The sequence below is a fragment of the Pseudomonas sp. Mn2068 genome, from assembly GCF_049319725.1.
GTDB classification, from domain to species: Bacteria; Pseudomonadota; Gammaproteobacteria; order Pseudomonadales; family Pseudomonadaceae; genus Aquipseudomonas; species Aquipseudomonas gingeri.
This window is the reverse complement of record NZ_JBMOUG010000004.1, coordinates 57,361-79,225: the sequence shown is the minus strand read 5'-3', so window position 1 is coordinate 79,225 and position 21,865 is coordinate 57,361. Positions and strand designations below refer to the sequence as shown.

21 protein-coding genes and 1 tRNA gene are annotated in these 21,865 nt (G+C 56.0%); 7 read left to right on the top strand and 15 right to left on the bottom strand.

Annotation, left to right across the window (positions count from 1 at the left end; genetic code table 11):
- Positions 1–557: 557 nt before the first annotated feature.
- The 3 genes from ACL9RJ_RS11080 to ACL9RJ_RS11070 all read right to left on the bottom strand — a co-directional run bounded on the left by ACL9RJ_RS11080 (position 558) and on the right by ACL9RJ_RS11070 (position 2,528).
- Positions 558–926: a PH domain-containing protein gene (locus ACL9RJ_RS11080; protein WP_017123686.1), complete on the bottom strand. Its 369-nt coding sequence runs from the start codon at positions 924–926 to the stop codon at positions 558–560.
- Between the two features lie 25 nt (positions 927–951).
- Positions 952–1,281, bottom strand: a complete 330-nt coding sequence (locus ACL9RJ_RS11075) for a hypothetical protein (protein ID WP_177107975.1) — start codon at positions 1,279–1,281, stop codon at positions 952–954.
- 944 nt (positions 1,282–2,225) lie between these two features.
- Positions 2,226–2,528, bottom strand: coding sequence for a phage holin family protein (locus tag ACL9RJ_RS11070; RefSeq protein ID WP_422765315.1), 303 nt, complete (start codon positions 2,526–2,528; stop codon positions 2,226–2,228).
- A gap of 451 nt (positions 2,529–2,979) precedes the next feature.
- Here ACL9RJ_RS11070 and ACL9RJ_RS11065 point away from each other — a divergent pair, with 451 nt between their 5' ends.
- Together ACL9RJ_RS11065 and ACL9RJ_RS11060 are read left to right on the top strand one after the other, a co-directional pair.
- Positions 2,980–3,189, top strand: coding sequence for a hypothetical protein (locus ACL9RJ_RS11065; RefSeq protein WP_422765314.1), 210 nt, complete (start codon positions 2,980–2,982; stop codon positions 3,187–3,189).
- A 14-nt stretch (positions 3,190–3,203) separates the two neighbouring features.
- The gene (locus ACL9RJ_RS11060; protein WP_422765243.1) at positions 3,204–3,410 is read left to right on the top strand and encodes a hypothetical protein; all 207 of its coding nucleotides are present in this window, start codon (positions 3,204–3,206) and stop codon (positions 3,408–3,410) included.
- A 282-nt stretch (positions 3,411–3,692) separates the two neighbouring features.
- On the opposite strand, the gene ACL9RJ_RS11055 is transcribed toward ACL9RJ_RS11060, so the two are convergent.
- From ACL9RJ_RS11055 to ACL9RJ_RS11000, 12 genes are all read right to left on the bottom strand, one after another.
- Positions 3,693–5,030 (bottom strand): YaaC family protein, encoded by a 1,338-nt coding sequence (locus ACL9RJ_RS11055; RefSeq protein ID WP_422765242.1) that lies wholly within the window; start codon positions 5,028–5,030, stop codon positions 3,693–3,695.
- A gap of 653 nt (positions 5,031–5,683) precedes the next feature.
- Positions 5,684–6,316 (bottom strand): MAE_28990/MAE_18760 family HEPN-like nuclease, encoded by a 633-nt coding sequence (locus tag ACL9RJ_RS11050; RefSeq protein ID WP_422765241.1) that lies wholly within the window; start codon positions 6,314–6,316, stop codon positions 5,684–5,686.
- Positions 6,309–7,394: a DUF262 domain-containing protein gene (locus tag ACL9RJ_RS11045; RefSeq protein ID WP_422765239.1), complete on the bottom strand. Its 1,086-nt coding sequence runs from the start codon at positions 7,392–7,394 to the stop codon at positions 6,309–6,311. The genes ACL9RJ_RS11050 and ACL9RJ_RS11045 overlap by 8 nt, the downstream gene beginning before the upstream one ends.
- A 580-nt stretch (positions 7,395–7,974) precedes the next feature.
- Positions 7,975–8,853 (bottom strand): hypothetical protein, encoded by an 879-nt coding sequence (locus tag ACL9RJ_RS11040; RefSeq protein WP_422765238.1) that lies wholly within the window; start codon positions 8,851–8,853, stop codon positions 7,975–7,977.
- 88 nt (positions 8,854–8,941) lie between these two features.
- Positions 8,942–11,830 (bottom strand): DUF927 domain-containing protein, encoded by a 2,889-nt coding sequence (locus tag ACL9RJ_RS11035; RefSeq protein ID WP_422765237.1) that lies wholly within the window; start codon positions 11,828–11,830, stop codon positions 8,942–8,944.
- Positions 11,827–12,096 (bottom strand): DUF3077 domain-containing protein, encoded by a 270-nt coding sequence (locus ACL9RJ_RS11030; RefSeq protein WP_422765236.1) that lies wholly within the window; start codon positions 12,094–12,096, stop codon positions 11,827–11,829. The genes ACL9RJ_RS11035 and ACL9RJ_RS11030 overlap by 4 nt, the downstream gene beginning before the upstream one ends.
- Positions 12,093–12,377: a hypothetical protein gene (locus ACL9RJ_RS11025; protein ID WP_422765235.1), complete on the bottom strand. Its 285-nt coding sequence runs from the start codon at positions 12,375–12,377 to the stop codon at positions 12,093–12,095. Before ACL9RJ_RS11025 ends, ACL9RJ_RS11030 begins: the two co-directional genes overlap by 4 nt.
- 530 nt (positions 12,378–12,907) lie before the next feature.
- The gene (locus tag ACL9RJ_RS11020) at positions 12,908–13,213 is read right to left on the bottom strand and encodes a hypothetical protein (protein WP_422765234.1); all 306 of its coding nucleotides are present in this window, start codon (positions 13,211–13,213) and stop codon (positions 12,908–12,910) included.
- Positions 13,210–13,458: a helix-turn-helix transcriptional regulator gene (locus ACL9RJ_RS11015; RefSeq protein ID WP_422765233.1), complete on the bottom strand. Its 249-nt coding sequence runs from the start codon at positions 13,456–13,458 to the stop codon at positions 13,210–13,212. Before ACL9RJ_RS11015 ends, ACL9RJ_RS11020 begins: the two co-directional genes overlap by 4 nt.
- 70 nt (positions 13,459–13,528) lie before the next feature.
- On the bottom strand, positions 13,529–14,479 hold the full coding sequence (locus tag ACL9RJ_RS11010; protein ID WP_422765232.1) for a hypothetical protein: 951 nt from the start codon (positions 14,477–14,479) through the stop codon (positions 13,529–13,531).
- A gap of 239 nt (positions 14,480–14,718) precedes the next feature.
- Positions 14,719–15,960 (bottom strand): tyrosine-type recombinase/integrase, encoded by a 1,242-nt coding sequence (locus ACL9RJ_RS11005; protein ID WP_422765231.1) that lies wholly within the window; start codon positions 15,958–15,960, stop codon positions 14,719–14,721.
- A 164-nt stretch (positions 15,961–16,124) separates the two neighbouring features.
- A tRNA-Leu gene (locus ACL9RJ_RS11000) sits at positions 16,125–16,209 on the bottom strand.
- Between the two features lie 108 nt (positions 16,210–16,317).
- Between ACL9RJ_RS11000 and queA the strand changes: the two genes are divergently transcribed.
- From queA to secF, 5 genes are all read left to right on the top strand, one after another.
- Positions 16,318–17,382 (top strand): tRNA preQ1(34) S-adenosylmethionine ribosyltransferase-isomerase QueA, encoded by a 1,065-nt coding sequence (gene queA / locus ACL9RJ_RS10995; RefSeq protein ID WP_177107974.1) that lies wholly within the window; start codon positions 16,318–16,320, stop codon positions 17,380–17,382.
- A 14-nt stretch (positions 17,383–17,396) separates the two neighbouring features.
- Positions 17,397–18,512, top strand: a complete 1,116-nt coding sequence (tgt, locus tag ACL9RJ_RS10990; RefSeq protein WP_167331613.1) for a tRNA guanosine(34) transglycosylase Tgt — start codon at positions 17,397–17,399, stop codon at positions 18,510–18,512.
- A gap of 44 nt (positions 18,513–18,556) precedes the next feature.
- On the top strand, positions 18,557–18,895 hold the full coding sequence (yajC, locus tag ACL9RJ_RS10985; RefSeq protein ID WP_017123690.1) for a preprotein translocase subunit YajC: 339 nt from the start codon (positions 18,557–18,559) through the stop codon (positions 18,893–18,895).
- Between the two features lie 62 nt (positions 18,896–18,957).
- Positions 18,958–20,826 carry a protein translocase subunit SecD gene (gene secD / locus ACL9RJ_RS10980; protein WP_422765230.1) on the top strand — a complete coding sequence of 623 codons (1,869 nt, stop codon included), beginning with the start codon at positions 18,958–18,960 and terminating at the stop codon, positions 20,824–20,826.
- A 9-nt stretch (positions 20,827–20,835) separates the two neighbouring features.
- Positions 20,836–21,750 (top strand): protein translocase subunit SecF, encoded by a 915-nt coding sequence (gene secF / locus ACL9RJ_RS10975; protein WP_017123692.1) that lies wholly within the window; start codon positions 20,836–20,838, stop codon positions 21,748–21,750.
- The last annotated feature ends 115 nt before the right edge of the window (positions 21,751–21,865 follow it).

Genomic DNA, 21,865 nt, shown 5'->3' with positions numbered 1-21,865 from the left:
CACGGTATCGTGGCATTTTCGGCCGTTGGCCAGGCACCCTGAGCGGGCATCTTGTTGGGCCCGGTGCGGTCTTTGCCGCACCTCTTCAGGGCATAAGGGGCAGCTTGCCACGCTGTCTTTGGTTTATCGGCACCAAAGCGACGTGCACGGTTCTTTCCGCGACTACCGTTGAGTATAGAAGGGTGTTGCCCGGGGCATGGGGCAAGGTGGATGGCGGGAGAAATCGAGGCGAAAAAACCTAGCATAAAGCCAGCTTGCATATCTCACAGAGACCATCAACGTGGATCTTGAAGGCGTACGTGTTCCGGTAAGTACGCTGGAGGTTTGGCCCACCTTGGAGGGCCAAAGTATGTCAAAGATTCTGCGAAGGAGCTGGAGCCTCGTAATCAACGCATTCAGAGCTTATCGCCTGTATGAGTTTCTACGGGATCACTTCGACAATCAGCGGTAGGGGATGTTGAGGTGGCCCGCCCCGGCTTCGGTCGGGGTGGGTTTGGCATGGCGTTATCATCTGCATGATCTTAATTCATGCACTGAGCAAGTGGCTGCGGCCTGGCTCAGAGCACATGCTTGGATATAAGCCTCGATATCTCGACAATCGACGTCTTGCCCGTGAACTCGAACTTCACTTTCCCCAGTGCCGAAAAGTAGATCTCCAGTTCCGAATCCAGGTCGAATGTGCCGGAGGTTTCCACGGAATACGCGACGATGTTCTTGTAGGGCAAGGAGGTGAAGTCCTTTTTGCTGCCCGTGATGCCCTGCACGTTCACGGCGATGATCCGCTTGGTGGTGAAGACCACGCCATCGCGCATGGCCTTGTAGGCGTCGATGACTTCCTCGCCCTCCAGCAGCAGTGAGGCGACCCGTTCGGCGTATTCGTTGTTTTGCTTGAGCTTGAAGAAGCCCTTGTTGTTGAAGTCGATCATTCGTCAGTCCTTATGTGGGAAGTCATCACTGAATGTCTTTCAGGTAGTCCTTGAGCAAGACGAGCGGAGCATTCATTTCTTCGGTGGTCCGCGCCTGGCTGAAGTCCGTTGCCAGTCTGTGCAGTTCGCGCCCCAGGGGCTTGTCCGTTCCGCCCACGGCGTCCAGCGCCACCGTTATGCACGCATTCATCTTCCGCTGGATAGCGCCGACATCGCGGTTGCGCACCAGCAAGTCGAACACGTCCCGTTGATAGTCACTCATGACCGGATCGTCGCGCAAAATCGGGCTCTGGCCTTCGGTTTCATAAGCCAGCTTGAGGGCAAAAAGGGCGACTGTTTCCAGTGACGATTCCATGGTGCCGGGTCCTCTGTCGTCGTGTGTGGCGGACGATGGCCGCTTTTCTGCAGACGAAAAAAAAGACCTTGATAATCAAGGTCTTTTTCAATTTTGGTGCCCGAGGGAGACTGTAGTCTTCCATATAATCTGTGGCCTACAGCCAGATTAGATGGTTCGGGATACACGTAGGGATACAACCTGATTGCGCCTATGATTACACAATCCCAAATCTAAGCGTAAATCCCCCGAACCTAACTGGTGTGGCAAGCATTGCAGCAATAGTAACAACCATTGATCCGCAGGCTGGGGTTTGCCACTCGAGCGGCGCTCACGGCACCGGTGCACGTCAGGTGATTTCCGAGTGGTACCTGATTGGCCGGCAGTGGCATGTGTAGGCAGCCAGTCGTAGTGTTGTGCACTTCGTAGTCGCCGTTCGCTTGAATGTTCCTATTCACGATAAATGATTGCATTCGCTAGTCCTCGCTTCCGTGTGTCGGATTGGTAGTGACTTAACATTTGGGATTGTGTGGAGAGCTTGCTGAGTTGTGCGATCGCCAAACACGGTTGAGGTTAGCTTGACGATGGCAGAAAGCAATCAGTCGGAATCGTCCAGGGACCCTGGGAGCATTTGAAGTACACGGGACCGGGAACCCGCGAGCTCTTCTTAGCGGGAGAGCCCCCAGCTTAGTGAACTGGTGAACCAGGTTAACTGCCGGTTCACCAGTGCATTTGCACTACGAAATGCATTATCTCTGACCAGTTTTACCAAGGCCGCAACGATGCCCCTTTTTCTTCAAGCCCCTTTCAATTTCAACGATTGAAATTTCAGTAACTTGGTGGGACACCAGCTAAGGCGAAGGCGCGGGTTCCCGGTCCCGTGTCCAGGTCACTTTGGCAGGGTCCCCGGCGCCCTTTTTTGGTGCTGATCGCTGAAAGCCACGGAATACGTGGCCTCCAGCCCATCAGACCTGCCCACCACCAGCCGGCGGCAGTTCACTGACGCCCAGGCGTTTCGCCGCCCAGCGCTCGTACAGCCCGATCGCCACGTCGGCGCCGGCCATCGCGGTGATGCAGCCGATGCTGCCCGCCGCCAGGATCGAAACCCCGGCGGCGTTCAACAGCATCATCGTCGACAACCCGCAAACAACGCAGGCACCGGAGCGGAGCGCGAGGCGCCGCACCAGTGGCCACCCACGCACGCCGGCCTTGTCGGCCCGCCATGCCTCCCCGGAAACCCCGCCGACCAAGGACAGCAAAATCACCACCTGTCCCGTATCGAGCCTTTCTTCCCAGGGTCCCTTTCTGTGGTAGAACGGTCCTAAGCTACGCAGGTGGCTTTCGCTGGAGGAACATGCCAGTGTCAGGGCGTGGGGCGAAACAGGGAAGGCTGTAGAGAAAAGTTTCAAGTGTTTCAGGTGTTGCATTTGTTTCAAGTAATTGATTTGTAAGGGTATTTTAATTAAATCATCTTTCTAGTTGTAGGTGTAACGGCAAAATGAGCGGTGTAACGGTGTTACTCATCGTGTGTGAGCACTGAGTGCCCTCTATCGTATTCAGTTGCTTTGCTGGTATGCGTATCAGTCTGTCCATTGCCGCTCCGCGTTTATCGCAAATGGCTGGCCTGGGCCGATAGCAGCAGTTGCAGGTCCTCGGCCTGCTCATGACTTAACCCCAGTGTCCTACAATGTGTCTTCAACTGATTGGAGCATCAAGGTTGTGAAGCGCACGTTCATTGGAATAGTCGAGGCTGGCGAGCCGCTGATGCGGCAAGCGCTTGATGCTATTCGGCAGGCCCACGAAGCGGAGGTTTCGGGTTTGCCAGAGTATGAGGTGAAGCGTCTTCACTTGTTGACGGATTCGCTTTACCAGGCAGTCATTGACTTTCAGCTTGTCAAAGCCGGCAAGCCACCGTCGACCATTCACTGAGGTGCTATCACTAAATGACGCAAAAAACTCCAGCCCTTTACCCCGATCACCCCATGTATACCGACGCTGTGGACGCGATGAAGCAGTACCACGAGGCGCAGGTTTCTGGCTGTCCCTCCGAAGAAGTCGAGCGTCTGCGTCAAATCGCAGAATCACAGCTCCAAGCTGTTAACGAGTATCAGCTGAGAGCCCTGGGTTGCCATTCTCGAAGGCCCCACTGATAGGGTTGGTCAAATCAGTGGCCACGTGGGCACATGTCCCAGCGCTTTCCATCTAGACATCAGGAAGCGCCAATGACAGCTATCGACCCAAAGCAGCCCCCTACGATAGGCACCCGAGAACGGAGTACAGAGGCACCAACGCAGACCTGTAGGAGGTGATACCTAGTTTGGAGACCACCACCTAAAAAACGGCCATTGCGGATGGTTACAAACGTAAGCAGACAATATGGTCTGCTTACTCATCACTTATGTCTTGCGAATTTAACATATAGGATTGATGCGTTAAATCCCTGACGAAACAACCGGATGAAATTTGGAGATTGATCGCAAGAGAAGTATAGGCATTTTCAGCTCAAATGAAGAGAGGTATTTATTTATTATGAGGGATACGTTAGTGTTTACCTGATTAAGTAAAACTTCGCCCCAATGATCTGGGGAATAACGCATCAAGTTGCTAAACATGCTGGTTAGCAAAAAATGCACCGCAATTTCAGGTAGCACAACCGGAAAGAATGGATTCTCGACATACCATAGGTTGCCTCTGATGTCTGCATAAATTGCAGCTCGTGCTCTATGCTCATCAACTGCCGGTACGTTGACGATTGTTTTACCATACCGCTCAGTTACGTCAAAATTTGGGAAGGATTGTGTGACATCGCCCATAGGTGGGCGCCTAATGCCATCACCTATTTGTAGCTCCCATGAGGTAGAGCGTCGATCGGTAACCATTTTTACTTCAAGAGGGTGTGTCCGAGAATCACGGCCAGTTGTAATTTTATAGTAATCTCTAATTTCCGGAACCATACTTAGAAGAGTGCCTGCACTGACTGTAAATCTGTTTTTATAGAATTCCAGAATGGAGTCTAAATTACTTTGAGCATAATCACTATCACGAGTTCGGACCAAGTTAGTGGGGAATGATGAAACCAAATCACTAAAGGTGCCGTGAGGCATATCGCCACCGAATTGAACTCGAATGGGGTCAGGCAGATAATTCATGCCGTGAGAGCCAGGAAGATTGTCGAGCTTGAATCTTATTGGATTATTGAGAATGATTATAGAGTACGCATACGCGGTGAGCGAATAAAACAATGTGAGAGGTTTAACCATAACCGGGCCACTTCTGCTGCTGAGATATAACTCCCTCCCCTGCTTTAAACAGTTTTTAAGTCTTCTTGCTTCGTCGGCTGATATTCCAGAGTTTCGTTCCTCGCCAGTCGTGCGCTTTCGTATTCTATATAGGTCTCGTATATGATCAGAGTTCTCCAAGTTCTCCAGAAGTTCAAGAGCGGGAGATGGAAAATTTAAATCATCCAGCGCTATAAAGTCTAAATTACTGCGTGCTCCGATTCTAGCCTGAATTTCGCTTTTAAGAAGAAATAGATTCTTTGCATTGTTAAAGTTTTGGTCCTCGGCGGGAAGCAAGTCTTTGCTCGCGTAAAATGACCTAAGTTTACCATTGAATGCCTGCTGTCCTTCTTTCCCTAAAAGCCTCCATTCCTCAGTTGCACTTTCCAAGCTAATTTTGTACTGACTAAAATCAAAGGTAGATTCGAAGGGGGGGCGGTTTTCAGCTAGTACAGTCTCGACTTGGTCATGCAAAATTGCTTCAATATCCATATATACTCCTGAAAATAGAAAAGCTTTAATCGAGTAATATTGCTAACGCTCAGTAAAAATTTTGAACTTTTATGGGCGTTGTGTTTATGCCCTCAAACCGTTACCTGCCCATATTGTGATGGCTGTTAGCTATCAGTGCGGCCATTTTTCCATAATCTGTCGGCGAAGTCGATCAGTCCTACAGGCGTGCCTGCATCCTACGAAATCGTCGGTCATACTTGGCCAGATTTAGGGAAAATCTAGATTAGGTGTCCAGACAAAGCCATTTCGCTTGGCATCTTGGCCGCGACAATCCGAGGTCCGCATAGAACTAGTGAGGTCGAAGCGCGGCCTCGTTCACTTCTCCAAAGCACGCTCCCTTGACATTCCAGCGTTGATCCTCATTCCAAATAAAAGCTTTAAAGTCTCAAGGTGTCCTGATAGGTGAGCAGCAGTGAGGGATGTGTGACCGCTTCTGGCCGATTGCTGCCCTTCGCAAGAGGCCGCTTGGGGTCGATAGCGGCCTGTCGTGAGCGGCTGCAATTGACCCATAGCGGCCTTTCGCTGTCTACATTAATTGGCCACAGCTGCCGACCGTAGCAGTGGGACAACGTCATGCCAGTCGACTTTGGCTTTCAAATGGACAACTTCTAATTCAAAAAAGTATCCTTTCGTTAAGCCTTAAGTTTGAAAGACTCCGTATCGAAAGACTCGATCAAGCAGACCGCTAGGTCGTGCATAACAAGCAGAGCTGCGCTTTCATATTTCTTGTATTCTTGAATGTCTTTGATGATCATTTTTTGGCCGTGCGCGATGTCGTTTCGGCGAGAAACCAACGTTTTGATTTCAGTCGCATGCTGGTCGATTAATGTTGGACTAACCCCAAGAGCGCGGGCATTGTCTCTGTATAAGTTCGGCCACAAATTTGAGTCTGTTTCTAGCTTTTCCTCGAATGTTGCAATCGAATTCTGCATCTCAAGAAACTTAGTGCTGCCAAATTCCCAGAGATCTTTATCACTTAAAGCGCCTCTCAAGGATTTGAAGCTTTTTCTAAGCGACAGCGCCGCCATCTCGGATGTTAATTCAGATCTCTTTACGCTTTTCTTTTCCAGTTCGTCAAGATATGCATCCCAAGCAAACTTGCAAAAACCTTCATAATGAGAATACAAAATCGCCCACGCCCCTCGGAGCAAGGTTTTTTCACGGACTGTACTCTTTGGTGTTGCCATTATTACTGCCGTAAAAGATGCTAGTTCCGCCTCGCGCCAATTCAGATCTGCTTCCAAAACTTCAGAGAGATCAGGCATCATGGGCCTCTTTAAATGAGCGCAAAATGGCACTGATCCGACCCTCCAGTTTCTCCTTCGAATTTGCTCCAGGGCCCGTGTTGTTTCGGAATGCTTCAGTTTGAACCGTGTTAATTATGCATTGCTTAGCCATTTCGTGGGTTGGAGCGAATTTCTGATCTAAGCTCCGCCAAGCACCAATTGTAACAGCTTCATAATATGCGGGAGCTAGAGCTCCAATCGGATTGTTGCCGCGGTATTTTACAAATGCACCATCTCCGATCGACGCCGCCAAGAAGCTGAAGACTTCGGTGAACTGATTTTTCTCCGTCTCATAGTCGAAAGCTACATTTTCGAGCAAGATACTTTCCATGTAACTATCAAGCCAATCTCGAACGCTGCCTTTAAACTGTGCAGAGAAGTTCTTAGCGGCAAAAAATCGAAGGACCAATTCTTCGTCACCTTTTTTATCATAGTCCGATTGAGACAAAGTCTCGGTGCATACTTTGAACTCCGGCAGGTTTGCGCACTCTTTGAGAAATGCGTAGAAATTGTCGCCAGATTGACCAATCATGCGAGCGGAGCAATTCCGAATCTCTTGAGGGGCTAGTATTGCACCGCCGGTATTCAAACGCTTGAACATTTCGTACTTTAAAAATGGCTTGCTCTGACGTTTTATCATAATCGTGCGCACTGACGAACGCTTGATTCTTAGGCGTATGGTCAGCGGCAGCTCGGAGAATAGTTTTCCGTTTAGACTAGTAATAAGGTCGCACCCATCAAGCCTTAAAGGTTCAAGCCCAAGCTTTTCGGGTTCAATGAATTGAATTACGCTACTGACTCGTTGCAGGCCATCAATGAGCTCCAACACGCCATCTTCGTTTTCAATCACGAAAATCTGTGGAACGGGAAGTTCAAGTATGATTGACTCAATTAGTCGAGACTTTTGATCATCAGTCCACCTAAATAGTCTTTGGTAGTCGGGGTGAATAATGAGCTCTTTGTTGGCGTGAAGGTTCACAATTTCGCCGAAGCTTAGGTCGAGAGATTCAGTTCTGACCTCACCAATGCTCTGGTCAATGTCTTCTACGATGTCCATCGTTAGCGTCCGTGATATGGATGTTGGGTTGTGGTGGAGTGTCGCGTCAGTCGACTATTTGAGAGAGTCGCAGAAAAATTCAACTTCATGCAAGACATGATTCTCGATTCCAGTCACGCCCATCAACCTGGATCGCCTCTGGCTAGCTAGCGATTTGCCGATCAAGTTCGGAAATCTGCTGACAAACGCCTGACCACCTAGTTATATCCGCCCACGAGCGAGATGAGATATTCCGGCCTCGAATACACCGGCGAACGCAAGAGAACCCACCGTGTACGCGTCCTCGCCGAGATGGTCAGATCGCATCCTAGGCAGGAATGCAGTTAAATCAGCCTGGTACTCGACCAAGGAGAGTGTCCGCTGCTGGCCGAAAGCTACCTCTCACGACCGTCTGCTCTGGAGGGAAGTAGGTGATTGCGAGATAAAATGTTTGGCCCCGAAGCTGCTGCACACCGACATCAAGAGGAGCCGCGTTACGCTTGGTTTGGTGTGTGGGCGGCTCAAGCTTGATGAGTTTGGATGCTTGTAAGGGATCAGAAGTAGGGCATCACGAATTACACATGATGCCCTTGAGGCCTATTCAAGCTGCTTCGTTGAGCGGGCCGGAGGCGGGCAAATCGGTCGTGATGAGCTGAGCCGGGGAATACTTGCTGCTTTCCCTATGTATATCGCCTACATCCCAGTAAGTGAAGCTCTCCGTTTGACTGCCGACCTTGAAGTCGTAAAATGCCATCTGCTCACGCCCCATGTAGCGTTTCGCAGCATACAGTTTGGCCCCGACATCCAGAAGTTGTTTCACGGAGGCGTCCCACTGCTCCTCCAGTCGTTCCAGGGCCACCAGCACGGCAAGGTTTTCGGCCTTGAGGATCTCCTGGTTCGCTTCTTCGATATGGGCGTCGACAGTTTCGATTTCCTGCTGCAGGGCGGTGATGATCAACCCTTGCCGACGCTGGTTCTCCATCGCCGTGCTCAGAGCTTTGGCTGCTTTCTGTGCGTCATCGGCAGCTTTTTTCTCACCCTCTACGTCGCCCCAGGCAACTGCCTGGGCATAAGCCCGCGCGGCTTCCTCCTCGACCCGACGAGCATCAGCTATCATCTTCTCGGATTGGCTCTTGGTTTCCGCCAACCGAGAGCTCAGCACCTGGCGCTTGCCCTCCAGGTCCACCTTGTCAGTTGCCCAGTTGTTCATGGTTTCTTTGTACTCTGCCATCAGCTTGGAGCTGTTGGCTTTTCGGTCCCACCATGCCATGTCCCGATCAATCACGGAGACTTTGTGCTTGATGGTTCCGACCTTCGATTTTACTTCCTGCAGGCGGATCTGAAGCTCGTTGCCTGCCGGCGTTCCAGCATAGTTTGAGTCACTCAGGTGCATTTCCCATTGGGCGATTTGCCCTTCGAACTCCTGAAGCTCTGTTTGGTGCTGACTGCGTTCTGTGTTCAGTTCTTCAAGGCTTTGCATTTCTTTGTCATCCATAGAAGTGAGGTTTGAGTTGAGCGGCTGGCGAGGCCGGACGCGCCGGTGCATGCCTCATGTGCACGGGCAGCTATCAGGCCGCCACAGCCTCGGTCAGCGAAGCCTCGGCGTTGGGCTCGCTCAGCACCACATAACAGCGCTGCATGCCCATACCTGGCAGGCGCACGGTGCAGGAGGCTTTTCCGTCCTTGCCACTCTGTAGAACGCCTCGCTCTATCAACTCGCGGTTCACGGCGGTGATGTTCATTCCACGGAACACCTCTGACCGCCATGCCTCCGGGAGCACGTAATAGGTGATGGTTGTATGCATGGTGTCGCCCATGCCGTGTTCCATGGTTTTACGGAAGCCCAAACGGTCGATCGTTCGAGGACCGTGTTCATCGATCTTCGCGGCGATAGATTCCCATCGCGTGAACCGGCTTTCCCCAAAACGCTCGATGACCTGGCGCAGGCGCGCCATGATGGCTTCACCCTCCATGTTTCCAGCACCGCCACGCTCTGCCAGCCAGGCATGCAGACACACCCGTGCTGCGGTGAGCGCCACACCATCCGGCCAGCCGGTTACGCCCAGTCCCGTCGCCAGCTCGCCGGCAGCGCCCACCAGGGCAAAGCGCAAGGCGGCGCGTTGTGCCTGGCCGCTGGCCGAGGCCGGTAGGTTCTGTGTAATGAACTGTTCGACGGTGCCACGCAAGATGCTTACCAAACCGCCCAGCTTGCCGGGAGAACACAGCGCCTCCAAAAACGCTATGAGTGGTGCACCGTAGAACTTGCTCACCCGCAGTTTCAGCGCATCAGAGAGAGCCGCTGCATCCTCGAATCCGCACAACGTATCGAACATGCCCAGTCCCTTGCTGGCGTTCGCCGGCACGGCCAGCATGCGCACCTCCATACCGGCCTTGAGCTCCTTGTTGGCCTCCGCCATGTGCTGTGCCAGTGTCTTTTCACCGGTCGACAGGAACAGCAGGCGCCACTCCTGTACGGACCGACTGGCTTGCCCGCGATCATTCGCCCGGGCCTTGCCTGTGCCGTTGCCGAGCATGTAGACCGTTTCGCCAATGATGCGGGGGTCACACATGCCGATCTCATCGAGGATCAGCAAGCCATCGGAGTGCGCTGCCGCAATCGACTCCAGGGCGTTATCTGTTGATCGCCAGGACCTGACCAGGCGCGGGCCACCGTACACCGAGGCGGCTACCTGCAGGTGCGTGGTCTTGCCGCCTGAACTATCGCCATAGAAGTGGAAACCGCCCGACTCATGGCCCAGCAAACTTAGCAGCGGACCCGCAAAGGCTGTGCTGACGACAAACGCCAGACGATGGTTGCCGATGCACAATCTGCCGATCTGGCTCTGCCACTGCTCCAGGGTGCCCTCTTCGTTGATCGGTGGAAGCTGGGCTCCAGCGTCATAAAAATGCAGGTGCTCGCTGTGTTGGCCGATCTGCCGATCCGGAAGCAGAAACGCGTTGTTGTGCCAGCCCAGGCGCGTTACCAGGCGTGCACGCTGGGCACTGTCGAAGCCGCCGAGATAACTCTGCAGGTCGTTGCGTGCGTTGCGCCCTGACCGACTTCCGGCCAGGCGCAGCCCCATGTCGACCAGCGGGCCGAGCACGTCCTTACCGAAGTCACCGGTCATGGTTCGGGCCGGAATGTTCCAGCGCTTTTTGGCGCCGTCTGGGTCATCGAACTCAACCAGCAAGCCCCAGTTGTGGCCCTTCTCGTCGCGGGTGCGAGCGATGATCTCTAGGGGCGAGCACACTGGACGCGCTTCACCATCATCGCCGGCGTAAAACACACCTTCAGGCGTCAGGCGAAAGCCACCGGGCATCAGGTCGTTTTTTGATTTCGCTGGACGCTTGGCTGGCGTTTTGGGCTTGGCGGGTGCTTCTGTCTCTTCGTCCGCTTGGCTCATGAAGAATTCGCCGCTATGCACCAGCTCGGCAACATGAGCAGCGGTCCAGCCTTTGGCCAGCGCATCAGCGGCATCGTCACCCTCTGCCCATTTGCCACCTTTGGCAAACGAGGGCTGTCCGTCCCGGCTGCTGGGCTTGTGTTTGAATGCCTCAAGCGACACGCGCTGGACTGACTCTGCACCCAGCTCGAGCAGCTTCGCCTCGATGGCGTCCATGCACGCTTTACCGCTGGCATCGTTGTCCGGCCAGAGCAGCACCGAGCGGCCCTTGAGTGGCGACAGGTCGGCCTTGTGCCAGGAGTTCGAACCGTTCGGCCAGCAGGTGGCCACGTACTCGGGCATCAGTTCAGCCGCGGCGTCTGCAGCTTTCTCGCCTTCGCACAGCACCACCCGAGCCTCGACACGCTGTGCCAATTCATCCAGGCGCAGCAAGGGCCGTGGCTCAGGCAGGCCCTGCCAGCGCCATTGAGTGGCCTGACCATCAGAGCGCTTGCACCAGGTCAGCGGTGCAAAGACCTTTCTTGGTTTGCCGTCTTCGTCCGGGCCCAGGTCGAAGCGATAGAGCGCCATGACCGGCTCGCCTTGAGCATCGCGATAGATCCAGACCTTGGACGGAGCGCCGTGTTGTCGGTGCTTGGCCGGGCACTTGCTCATGGCCTCCGCAGGGATCGGCTGAATGGCGATCCACTCGGGCGACTTACTTTTCGCGGGTGTGGGTTTAATTACAGCGGCTCCAGCAGCAACACTGAGCAGATCCGCCAGCTTGCTGCAGGCCTCTACGTCTGTTCCACCGTCGAGGTAACGCACCAGGTCGATCAGATCGCCGCCCTTGTCTCCGGTGGCAAAGTCCGCCCAGGTGCCCTTACTCAAGTTGACCTTGAGTGAGCCGGCGCGTTTGTCGGTGCGTGTTGGATTCGGTGCGGTGTATTCCTTGCCCCCGTCTACGCGCTTGCCGTTGGGCAGCCAATGCGCGAGCACGCGGTCAATGTCCTTGAGAGCGGCGTTTTTCACATCGGCAAAGCTGGGACGTTTTGAACCGTTGCGCTGGGTCATGGCTTGGCCCTCGACACAAAGAGGGCATCGTTCACGTCATCAAGGAGCGCCTTGGCCATCTCGCCGAGGTAAAGAGCACACCAACTGTAGCGCTCGCCTTTATCGCTCATGGCCGCGTCGAGGGTGAGCTGGTTGCTGTAGTGCTGCAGGAGTGAAATCGTTTCGAGTGCGTCCTCGATCGCCACCCCCTCGTTGACTCGAAACAGGCATTGGCCGCCGGTACTGCCGAAGAAAGAGGCCCGCCCCAGTGTGGTTTGATTGCTCATAGCGCACCGCCGTTCTTTGCCAGCGGCATAGAGGTGGTGTCGCCGTGAAGGGCAAGTGTTTTGATCAGGCCGAGGGTGCCACGTACATCCCAGAGAACGGCGGCAATGACGTGGTTGGCGAGGCGCGAGGAGTCACTTTCAAAGTGGTCCTCAAGCAGCGTCAGTACCGAGTCAGCGCGTTCAATCGCGCAGGTGATGGCATCGATAGGGATGCCGGCTTCAACGCCGCTGTTGACGCCCAACAGGTCTTCGGGAAGGGCCACGCGCAGGGAGGTACTCATTGTGCACCCCCGGTGTTTTCCAGGGCGCGAGCTTTGGTCATGTGGTCGTTGTAGCGAGTGAGGCGGGTGCGAAGGCTGGAGTTGGCGTGTAGAGCGGCGAGAGCCATGGCCCTGTGGGCTGCGGCGCGGATTTTGGACGGATTGAGGGCGTGCATTAGGTGTAGCTCCTTTTCTGAGTAGGAGCTGCCACTGATCGTCGCCAAACGAATTAGGGTGGCAGCTGTGCGCAGGTTGGCGAACCGGGGAAAAGGAACCCGGCAGACCCGAAGGCCTCCCGCGCACAGCCACCATAAAACGGATATGCGGGCACAAAAAAAGCGCCTGCAATCGTAATAGGGGCGCCTGTGCGCCTTTTCTGTCCGGGTCGCCAAACCCGGTCGCTGATTTTGCAGCGACGGCCAGAGAGTAACGCCCGTTTTTTGAAAGTGCAACTGTGTCGATGGCTTGCGTTTTTTGCAGGTGCGGAATAAGTTGTCGGTGCATGTAGATTTACCTCAACGCCTCCGGTTGCCGCCGGGGGCGTTTTCATTTCAGGCATGGGCTTCCCAGCGCAGGGAGAGGAGGGGCAGGAGTCCGTCGCTGAGCATGGAGCGGGCGCCTTCGTAGGCCTCGATCTGCTGGCCCTCGTCGACGATGACGGCGTGAGGAGCAGTGCTGGGTAACGCGAGTGCGCACCAGGTACCGTCTGCCCAGCTCATCACGGCCACTGCGTGATCTCGTCTGGCCTGCTCTGTTCGGTAGCGCTCCAGGCGTTGCATGCATCGCGATGAAAAGCCGATGTTTCGCAGCACCGAGAAGGGCTGGAGGATGGCTTGGTGAGCGACGTGTTTTTTCATGCAGCCACCTGATCGCGTGCTGCGATGCGCGCTTTCGTCCATGACTGAACCTCTCCCAGTACCCAGGCAACAGGGGCACTTCGGGCATTGCTGTTACTCAGCTTTACCGGCAATGGAAATGCGTTTTCACGCATCAGCTTGTAGATGGTCGGACGTGCTAGCCCAACGATTGAAATGACCTCGGACATCCGAATGAGGGTCGTGGAGGGGTCGTGCGAAGGAGTTGCTTTTGAAACGGTAGTCATAGCGATCTAACCCTTTGTTAATTGAGACAACGGGTCATACGCTACGTAGGCGAGGGGGAGCGGACTGTGTCTACTCCCCTTTTTGTTTCAGAGGTCTTAAGCCCAGGGTCGTGAGGTGTTCTCTAATGGTCTTCTTCGTTCCATGAATTCCCTGCTCGAAAAGCAGTCTGGTCAATTCAGAGTCGGTCAGTTCGCGCTTCTCAAGCCGTCGCCCATTGATGATTTTATCGGCGGCAGCCTTGATCTTTGCCCGTCTATCCATGGCATCTGATTGTACTTTTGAGTCGGGATTCCGGTTCCCCTGGCCGGCCTCACGGCCCCGACTTGTTGCCTTTGCTGCAAAGGCGTCGTCTAGCATTCGATGCATCAGGCTTGAGGTCTTGAAGCCTTTTTTCCGCACATCCATCCGCTCAACTTGGCGATAGAGATTTGCCATCAACAGCGCCCGGTCCGCTTCTCCCCTTAAGGTGGCGAAATCTTCTCGTGCTCTGATTTCGTTTCCGCTACGGCGGTCCCGCTCTTTTTCAACCAGGGCTCGGTATCGTTCTGGTGAGTTCAGTCTCAACTGCTCTATCAAGTCTGCATCGATCTCGTAGGCCGCAAGCTCAAGGTCGAACAGCCAGTTTGCGAGGACCTCTACAGCTTGGGTCCCCAGTACCAGGGCGAAGGCCGCAGCCAACTGCGAGTCTGCTGCGCTTTGATCGACCCCAAGTACTCGTCGAATCACGCTGGGCAATGAGCCTGATTCAGCAGCGTCAGCATGGTCGAAGATGACGTCGCGTAGGCGATAAAGGGTTCTTGTGACCGACTCTGCGCACGGTGCGTAGTCCCCGTCCTCAAGCCAGAACGAGGTCGCTGTATTGATCAGGTCAAAGGCCGTCGTGAGGTGGTCACTGAATTGTGGAAACAGCACTAGATTGCGAACGGCCACTTCTATGTCGTCCTGATCCCAAATCAGGCACGTTACGTCGGCGCCTGCAATTTCCAGTTTCTCTGGTTCAATGCCTTTTTCAATGTCCAATTAGATTGCCCCGTCGCCCCAGATCCGGTGTGCTGTGCCAGCGTCGCGTATCGCGGCGGCCAGCAGAGGGGCGGTGGTGTAATCGTTGTTACACGGTTTAGCCCCGTTACACTGGTGCTGCTCAAGGCGGAATGCGCGTGTAACCATTAAAATTCTCTTTATTTTCAATGGTTTGATGTAAGTAGAAACACCAGTTACACGCGTAACACCTATTTTGAGAGGGGGTGGGGAAGACCTGTTCATAGTGCTTTATTGAACTGACCTTGAACCACGTTCCCTCGCTCCAGGGCGTCCAGGTGATCGGCGTACCACTGCATCATCTGCGTCCGTTGCTCAAGGTACTGGGCTTTGTTGTAGACCCCTGCAATTCCCTCCTCTTTATGAGCCAGTTGTGCCTCAACGTGCTCCTTGGGCCAGCCATGTTCTCGAAGCAATGTGCTGGCTGTATGTCGAGTACCGTGCCCCACCAAGCGGCCTTTATATCCGATGGTAGCGAAGACTTTGTTGATCGTGTTTTCACTGATCGTCGGGTTCTTGGCACCCACCCCGGGGAACAGCCAACGACTGCGGCCAGTCAGGCACTGGAGTTCCTTTAATGCGGCAATCGCTTGGTGGGGGAGAGGGCAGACGAAGTCTCGGCGCATCTTCATCTTTGCCGCTGGTGTAGTCCAAGTGGCTTTATTTAGGTCGAACTCCCTCCACTCGGCCAATCGAACCATGCCCGGTCGTGAGGCTGTCCAGATGCAAAGCCATGCAGCTGTTCGTGCCGTCAGCCTGCTGGGGGTGTTTTTAAGTGCGTTGAGGAATCCACCTAGCTCGGGCTCGAGCAGGTGCGGGTGCTGTTGAGTTTTTGGAGCTTGAGCAGCTATATCCCGAAGTCGGCTTCCTGGGTCGTTTTCAGTGAGCCCTAAGCCGATAGCCCGCCCAAATATCTGGTTGATCCAGGTGCGACACTTTTCCGCTACGTTGTGTGCATCTCGGCCTTCGATGGATGCTTGGAGTTCGGCGCAATCGGTACGGGTGATTTCGTCGAGCGATTTGTTCCCCAGTGCTGGGAGAATATCCTTGTCCAGGTAGGTGCGGATTTTGTTGAGTGTTGAGGGAGCCAGTCCCTTTTCTTCTTTTGCCTTTAGCCAGGCGTCAGCAGCTGCTCTGAAGGTTCGTGTCTTTGCTGCATCTATAGCGGCCTTGGCAGACCGCTTTTGCTCAAGGGGATCAGATCCGCTGCTTATGGTTTTGCGCAGGTCGGCAGCTTTTTCCCGGGCCAATGCGCCGCTCACCTCGGGGTAACCCCCTAGCCCCATCCAGGCCCAATTGCCCGCAGGGCGTTTGTAACGGAGCTGCCAGGATTTGCCACCATCAGGTTTGACCCTGAAGTACAGGCCGCTTCCGTCCAGTTCACGGTACTCCTTTGCTTCAGGTTCCAGCCCTGTAAGCGTGGTGTCTGCGAGAGGGCGGCGCTTGATATCTGCGCGCTTCATCCTTGTATCCCAAAGTTCGGTATTTTTCTCAGGATACAGATGGGGATACAGGGATACAACGGATAAGGCGAGACAGGGATAGATAGTCAGACACAAAAAAACCGGCCAAGTGGCCGGTTTCTCTGGGGCTGAGAGGCTGGTAGAGACTCTCAGATACTGCTATGTGGTGCCCCGAGGGAGACTCGAACTCCCACTCCTTTCGAAAACGGATTTTGAATCCGCCGCGTCTACCAATTCCGCCATCAGGGCTCAATGGCGGCGAAGTATAGAGACGCCATTACCGTTGGTCAATCGCCTTTCATGGTCAATATGGGTGAATTCCGCTAAACTTTCCGGCCCTGCTAGACGAACCCCATCATGCGCGTCGCTGACTTTACTTTCGAGCTCCCCGATTCCCTGATCGCTCGCCATCCGCTGGCCGAGCGTCGCAACAGTCGCCTGCTGACCCTGGATGGGCCCAGCGGCGCGCTGGCACATCGTCAATTCACTGATTTGCTTGAGCATTTACGCCCAGGCGACTTGATGGTGTTCAACAATACCCGGGTCATTCCGGCCCGTCTTTTCGGCCAGAAAGCCTCCGGCGGCAAGCTGGAAATTCTCATCGAGCGAGTGCTCGACAGCCACCGTGTGCTGGCTCATGTGCGCTCCAGCAAGTCGCCCAAACCCGGCTCGAAGATCCTTATCGAAGGGGGGGGCGAAGCCGAGATGCTCGCCCGTCACGACACCCTGTTCGAACTGGGTTTCGCCGAGGAAGTACTGCCCCTGCTGGAGCGCGTCGGCCACATGCCGTTGCCTCCTTATATAGACCGTCCCGACGAGGGCTCGGACCGCGAGCGTTACCAGACGGTCTATGCCGAGCGCCTGGGCGCCGTGGCCGCGCCGACTGCCGGCCTGCATTTCGATCAGCCGCTGCTGGAGGCCATTGCCGCCAAGGGCGTCGAAACCGCGTTCGTGACCCTGCATGTCGGCGCCGGCACCTTCCAGCCGGTGCGCGTGGAGCGCATCGAAGACCACCATATGCATAACGAATGGCTGGAAGTCAGCCAGGCTGTCGTGGATGCCGTCGCCGCCTGCCGCGCGCGCGGTGGCCGGGTGATCGCGGTGGGCACCACCAGCGTACGCTCGCTGGAAAGCGCTGCCCGCGATGGCGTGCTCAAGCCGTTCAGTGGCGATACCGACATCTTTATCTACCCGGGCCGGCCGTTCCATGTGGTCGACGCCCTGGTCACCAACTTCCACCTGCCCGAATCCACGCTGCTGATGCTGGTTTCGGCCTTCGCCGGTTACCCCGAAGCCATGGCCGCCTACAAGGCCGCCGTGGACAACGGCTACCGCTTCTTCAGTTACGGTGATGCGATGTTCATCACCCGCAACCCCGCGCCGACCGGACCCCAGGAATCGGCACCCGAGGATCAAGCATGAGTCGCACCAGTCGTATGTCGTTCGAGTTGCTCGCCACCGATGGCAAGGCCCGTCGCGGTCGCCTGACCTTCCCGCGCGGCACCGTCGAGACCCCGGCGTTCATGCCGGTGGGCACCTACGGCACGGTCAAGGGCATGCTGCCACGGGATATCGTCGCCACCGGTGCCGAGATCATCCTGGGCAACACCTTCCACCTGTGGCTGCGTCCGGGCACCGAAGTGATCAAGAAACACGGCGACCTGCACGACTTCATGCAGTGGAAGGGGCCGATCCTCACCGACTCCGGCGGTTTCCAGGTGTTCAGCCTGGGCGCCATGCGCAAGATCAAGGAGGAGGGCGTGACCTTCGCTTCGCCGGTCGACGGTGCCAAGGTGTTCATGGGGCCGGAAGAGTCGATGCAGGTCCAGCGCGACCTGGGCTCGGACATCGTGATGATTTTCGACGAGTGCACGCCGTATCCGGCGGATGAAGATGTCGCCCGGGTGTCCATGGAACTGTCGCTGCGCTGGGCCCAGCGCTCGAAGAATGCCCATGGCGACAACACCGCGGCGCTGTTCGGTATCGTCCAGGGCGGCATGCACCAGAACCTGCGCATGCGTTCCCTCGAAGGCCTCGACAAGATCGGTTTCGACGGACTGGCCATCGGCGGCCTGTCGGTGGGCGAGCCCAAGCACGAGATGATCAAGGTGCTGGATTACCTGCCAGGCCAGATGCCCGCTGACAAACCTCGTTACCTTATGGGCGTTGGCAAGCCGGAGGATCTCGTGGAGGGTGTTCGCCGCGGGGTGGACATGTTCGATTGCGTGATGCCGACCCGTAATGCCCGCAACGGGCATCTGTTCGTCGATACCGGCGTGCTGAAGATCCGTAACGCGTTCCATCGCCATGATGATTCGCCGCTGGATCCGACCTGCGATTGCTACACCTGCCAGAACTTCTCCCGTGCTTATCTGCATCATCTGGACAAGTGCGGCGAAATGCTGGGGAGTATGTTGAATACCATCCACAATTTGCGCCATTACCAACTGCTTATGGCTGGTTTGCGCGAGGCTATTCAACAGGGTACATTGGCCGCCTTTGTCGATGCCTTCTACGCCAAGCGCGGGCTTCCCGTGCCGCCTTTGGACTGATCTTTTCAGACCTTAGAACTACATATTTGCAACTGGAGTGTCACATGAGCTTTTTCATCTCTTCCGCCCTGGCGGACACCGCTGCACCTGCCGCTGCAGGTCCGATGGGCGGTGGTTTCGAATGGATTTTCCTGGTCGGCTTCCTGGTCATCTTCTACCTGATGATCTGGCGTCCACAGGCCAAGCGCGCCAAGGAGCAGAAAAACCTGCTGGGCAACCTGGCCAAGGGTGACGAAGTGGTGACCACCGGTGGTATCGCCGGCAAGATCCTGAAAGTGACCGACGATTTCGTCGTGCTGGAAGTTTCCGACACCGTCGAAATGAAGTTCCAGAAGGGTGCCATCGCGGCCACTCTGCCTAAAGGCACGCTGAAAGCGATCTAAGTTTCAACATTCAACAATCGACGGGGCGCGCAAGGCGCCCCGCGTCATAAGCGGGCGGCGTGATGCTGAACAAATACCCTCTGTGGAAATACGTACTGATCCTGGCGGTGCTGGCGGTCGGTTTTATTTATTCCGCTCCCAATCTCTACCCTGACGATCCGGCCATCCAGGTCAGCGGCGCCAGCACGGCGTTGCAGGTCAACCAGTCCGATCTGGACCGGGTGAGCAAGGCGCTCACCGAAGCCGGCATCGCCGTCAAGGGTGCCACCCTCGCCGCCAACGGCAAGGACGGCCTGCTGCGCCTGACCAAGCAGGAAGACCAACTGCCGGCCAAGGACGTGGTGCGTAAAGCCCTCGGCGACGACTACGTGGTGGCCCTCAACCTGGCACAGACCACCCCGCAATGGTTGCGCAGCCTCGGCGCGCACCCGATGAAGCTGGGTCTGGACTTGTCCGGTGGTGTGCACTTCCTGCTGGAAGTGGATATGGACAAGGCCCTCGATGCCCGCCTGAAAGTCTACGAAGGCGACGTCAAGAGCCTGTTGCGCAAGGAGCGTGTGCGTTATCGCAGCCTGCCGCAGCTCAATGGCGCCATTCAACTGGGCTTCTCCGACAATGATTCCCGCGAGCAGGCCCGTGCCCTGATTCGCAAGAGCTTCAACGATTTCGACATTGTTCCGGCTGATCTGAATGGCCAGGCGGTACTGCGTCTGGCGATGACCCCGGCCAAGCTGGCGGAAATCCGTGAATACTCCATCAAGCAGAACCTGACCACGGTACGTAACCGCGTCAACGAGCTGGGTGTGGCCGAGCCGCTGGTTCAGCGCCAGGGTGCCAACCGCATCGTGGTCGAGCTGCCGGGCGTGCAGGACACGGCTGAAGCCAAGCGTATCCTCGGCAAGACCGCCAACCTCGAATTCCGCCTGGCCGCCGAGCCGGGTGCGTCGAAGGCGACTTCCGAAGAGTTCGAGTTCCGTGAAGGCAACCGTCCTCCGGCGCTGATCGAGCGTGGCCTGATCATCACCGGTGACCAGGTGACCGATGCCAAGGCCGGTTTCGGCGAGCACGGTACCCCGGAAGTGAACATCCGCCTGGATGGTCATGGTGGCGAACTGATGAGCCGCGCCACGCGCAGCAACGTCGGTCGCCAGATGGCGGTGATCTTCATCGAACAGCGTCCGATCACCACCTACACCAAGCAAGTGGTCAACGGTGTCGAGAAAGACGTGCCGGTACAGACCTTCAAGGAAGAGAAGAAGATCATCAGTCTGGCGACCATCCAGTCGCCGCTGGGCGCGCAGTTCCGCATCACCGGCCTGAACGGCCAGGGCGAATCCTCGGAACTGGCCCTGTTGCTGCGTGCCGGTGGTCTGGCCGCGCCGATGTACTTCGCTGAAGAACGTACCATTGGCCCGAGCCTGGGTGCCGACAACATCACCAAGGGTATCGATGCGTCGTTGTGGGGCATGCTGTTCGTCTCGCTGTTCATCATCGCCATCTACCGCTTCTTCGGCATCATCGCCACCGTGGCGCTGGCCTTCAACATGGTCGCGCTGCTGGCCCTGATGTCCTTGCTGGGAGCGACACTGACCCTGCCGGGTATCGCCGGTATCGTCCTGACCATGGGTATGGCGGTCGACGCCAACGTACTGATCTTCTCGCGGATACGTGAAGAGATCGCGGCGGGCATGACGGTTCAGCGGGCGATCAACGAGGGCTTCAGTCGTGCCTATACGGCGATTGTCGACGCCAACCTGACCACCTTGCTGGTGGGCGGCATCCTGTTCGCCATGGGTACCGGTCCGGTCAAGGGCTTTGCGGTGACCATGTCCCTCGGGATCTTTACCTCGATGTTCACGGCCATCATGGTGACCCGCGCGATGGTCAACCTGATCTTCGGCGGTCGTGACTTCAAGAAGTTGTGGATTTAAGGGGCTGCCATGTTACGTACTATCAACTTCATGGGCGTTCGCAACATTGCGTTCGGCGTCACCGTGCTCCTTACCGTTCTGGCGTTGTTCAGCTGGTTCCATAAGGGCCTGAACTACGGTCTGGATTTCACCGGCGGTACGCTGATCGAGCTGACCTACGAGCGTCCGGCCGATGTCACCAAGGTCCGTGAGCAACTGGTCACGGCCGGTTATCACGAAGCGATCGTGCAGAGCTTCGGCGCGACCACTGACCTGCTGGTGCGGATGCCGGGTGAAGACCCGCAACTGGGTCACCAGGTGGCGGACGCGCTGCAGAAGACCGGCGGCGACAATCCGGCGCAGGTCAAGCGCGTCGAATTCGTCGGCCCGCAGGTGGGTGAAGAGCTGCGCGACCAGGGCGGCCTCGGCATGCTGATGGCGCTGGGCGGCGTCCTGATCTACCTGGCTTTCCGCTTCCAGTGGAAGTTCGCGGTCGGCGCCATCGTGTCGCTGATCCACGACGTGGTCGTGACCGTGGGTATCCTGTCGTTCTTCCAGATCACCTTCGACCTGACGGTGCTGGCGGCGGTACTGGCGATCATCGGTTACTCGCTCAACGACACCATCGTGGTATTCGACCGGGTTCGCGAGAACTTCCGGGTACTGCGCAAGGCCAGCCTGATCGAGAACATCAACATCTCGACCACCCAGACCCTGCTGCGGACCATGGCGACGTCGATCTCCACCCTGCTGGCGATCGCGGCCCTGCTGTTCTTCGGTGGCGACAACCTGTTCGGTTTCTCCATCGCACTGTTCGTCGGTGTGCTGGCGGGTACCTACTCGTCGATCTACATCGCCAACGTGGTGTTGATCTGGCTGAACCTGAACAGCGAGGACCTGATTCCTCCGGCCAACACCCAGAAGGAAATCGACGACCGTCCTTGACGTTCGTTTTTCCTCCGGCTGTCACCCGAGAAGGCGCGAGTATTGAACTCGCGCCTTTTTTCATGCTCCAAGGCTAGGAGAGATGCGGATATTTCCCGCGGTGATGGTCAGGAGG

Bases quoted from the DNA above. Each gene is read 5' to 3' on its own strand.
- ACL9RJ_RS11020 (WP_422765234.1), bottom strand. From the start codon at position 13,213: ATGAAAAAACACGTCGCTCACCAAGCCATCCTCCAGCCCTTCTCGGTG.
- ACL9RJ_RS11055 (WP_422765242.1), bottom strand. From the start codon at position 5,030: ATGGATATTGAAGCAATTTTGCATGACCAAGTCGAGACTGTACTAGCT.
- ACL9RJ_RS11045 (WP_422765239.1), bottom strand. From the start codon at position 7,394: ATGGACATCGTAGAAGACATTGACCAGAGCATTGGTGAGGTCAGAACT.
- ACL9RJ_RS11005 (WP_422765231.1), bottom strand. From the start codon at position 15,960: ATGAAGCGCGCAGATATCAAGCGCCGCCCTCTCGCAGACACCACGCTT.
- ACL9RJ_RS11035 (WP_422765237.1), bottom strand. From the start codon at position 11,830: ATGACCCAGCGCAACGGTTCAAAACGTCCCAGCTTTGCCGATGTGAAA.
- ACL9RJ_RS11040 (WP_422765238.1), bottom strand. From the start codon at position 8,853: ATGCAAAGCCTTGAAGAACTGAACACAGAACGCAGTCAGCACCAAACA.
- ACL9RJ_RS11075 (WP_177107975.1), bottom strand. From the start codon at position 1,281: ATGGAATCGTCACTGGAAACAGTCGCCCTTTTTGCCCTCAAGCTGGCT.
- tgt (WP_167331613.1), top strand. From the start codon at position 17,397: ATGTCGTTCGAGTTGCTCGCCACCGATGGCAAGGCCCGTCGCGGTCGC.
- ACL9RJ_RS11025 (WP_422765235.1), bottom strand. From the start codon at position 12,377: ATGAGTACCTCCCTGCGCGTGGCCCTTCCCGAAGACCTGTTGGGCGTC.
- yajC (WP_017123690.1), top strand. From the start codon at position 18,557: ATGAGCTTTTTCATCTCTTCCGCCCTGGCGGACACCGCTGCACCTGCC.
- ACL9RJ_RS11060 (WP_422765243.1), top strand. From the start codon at position 3,204: ATGACGCAAAAAACTCCAGCCCTTTACCCCGATCACCCCATGTATACC.
- secF (WP_017123692.1), top strand. From the start codon at position 20,836: ATGTTACGTACTATCAACTTCATGGGCGTTCGCAACATTGCGTTCGGC.
- ACL9RJ_RS11050 (WP_422765241.1), bottom strand. From the start codon at position 6,316: ATGCCTGATCTCTCTGAAGTTTTGGAAGCAGATCTGAATTGGCGCGAG.
- ACL9RJ_RS11015 (WP_422765233.1), bottom strand. From the start codon at position 13,458: ATGACTACCGTTTCAAAAGCAACTCCTTCGCACGACCCCTCCACGACC.
- ACL9RJ_RS11030 (WP_422765236.1), bottom strand. From the start codon at position 12,096: ATGAGCAATCAAACCACACTGGGGCGGGCCTCTTTCTTCGGCAGTACC.
- ACL9RJ_RS11080 (WP_017123686.1), bottom strand. From the start codon at position 926: ATGATCGACTTCAACAACAAGGGCTTCTTCAAGCTCAAGCAAAACAAC.
- queA (WP_177107974.1), top strand. From the start codon at position 16,318: ATGCGCGTCGCTGACTTTACTTTCGAGCTCCCCGATTCCCTGATCGCT.
- secD (WP_422765230.1), top strand. From the start codon at position 18,958: ATGCTGAACAAATACCCTCTGTGGAAATACGTACTGATCCTGGCGGTG.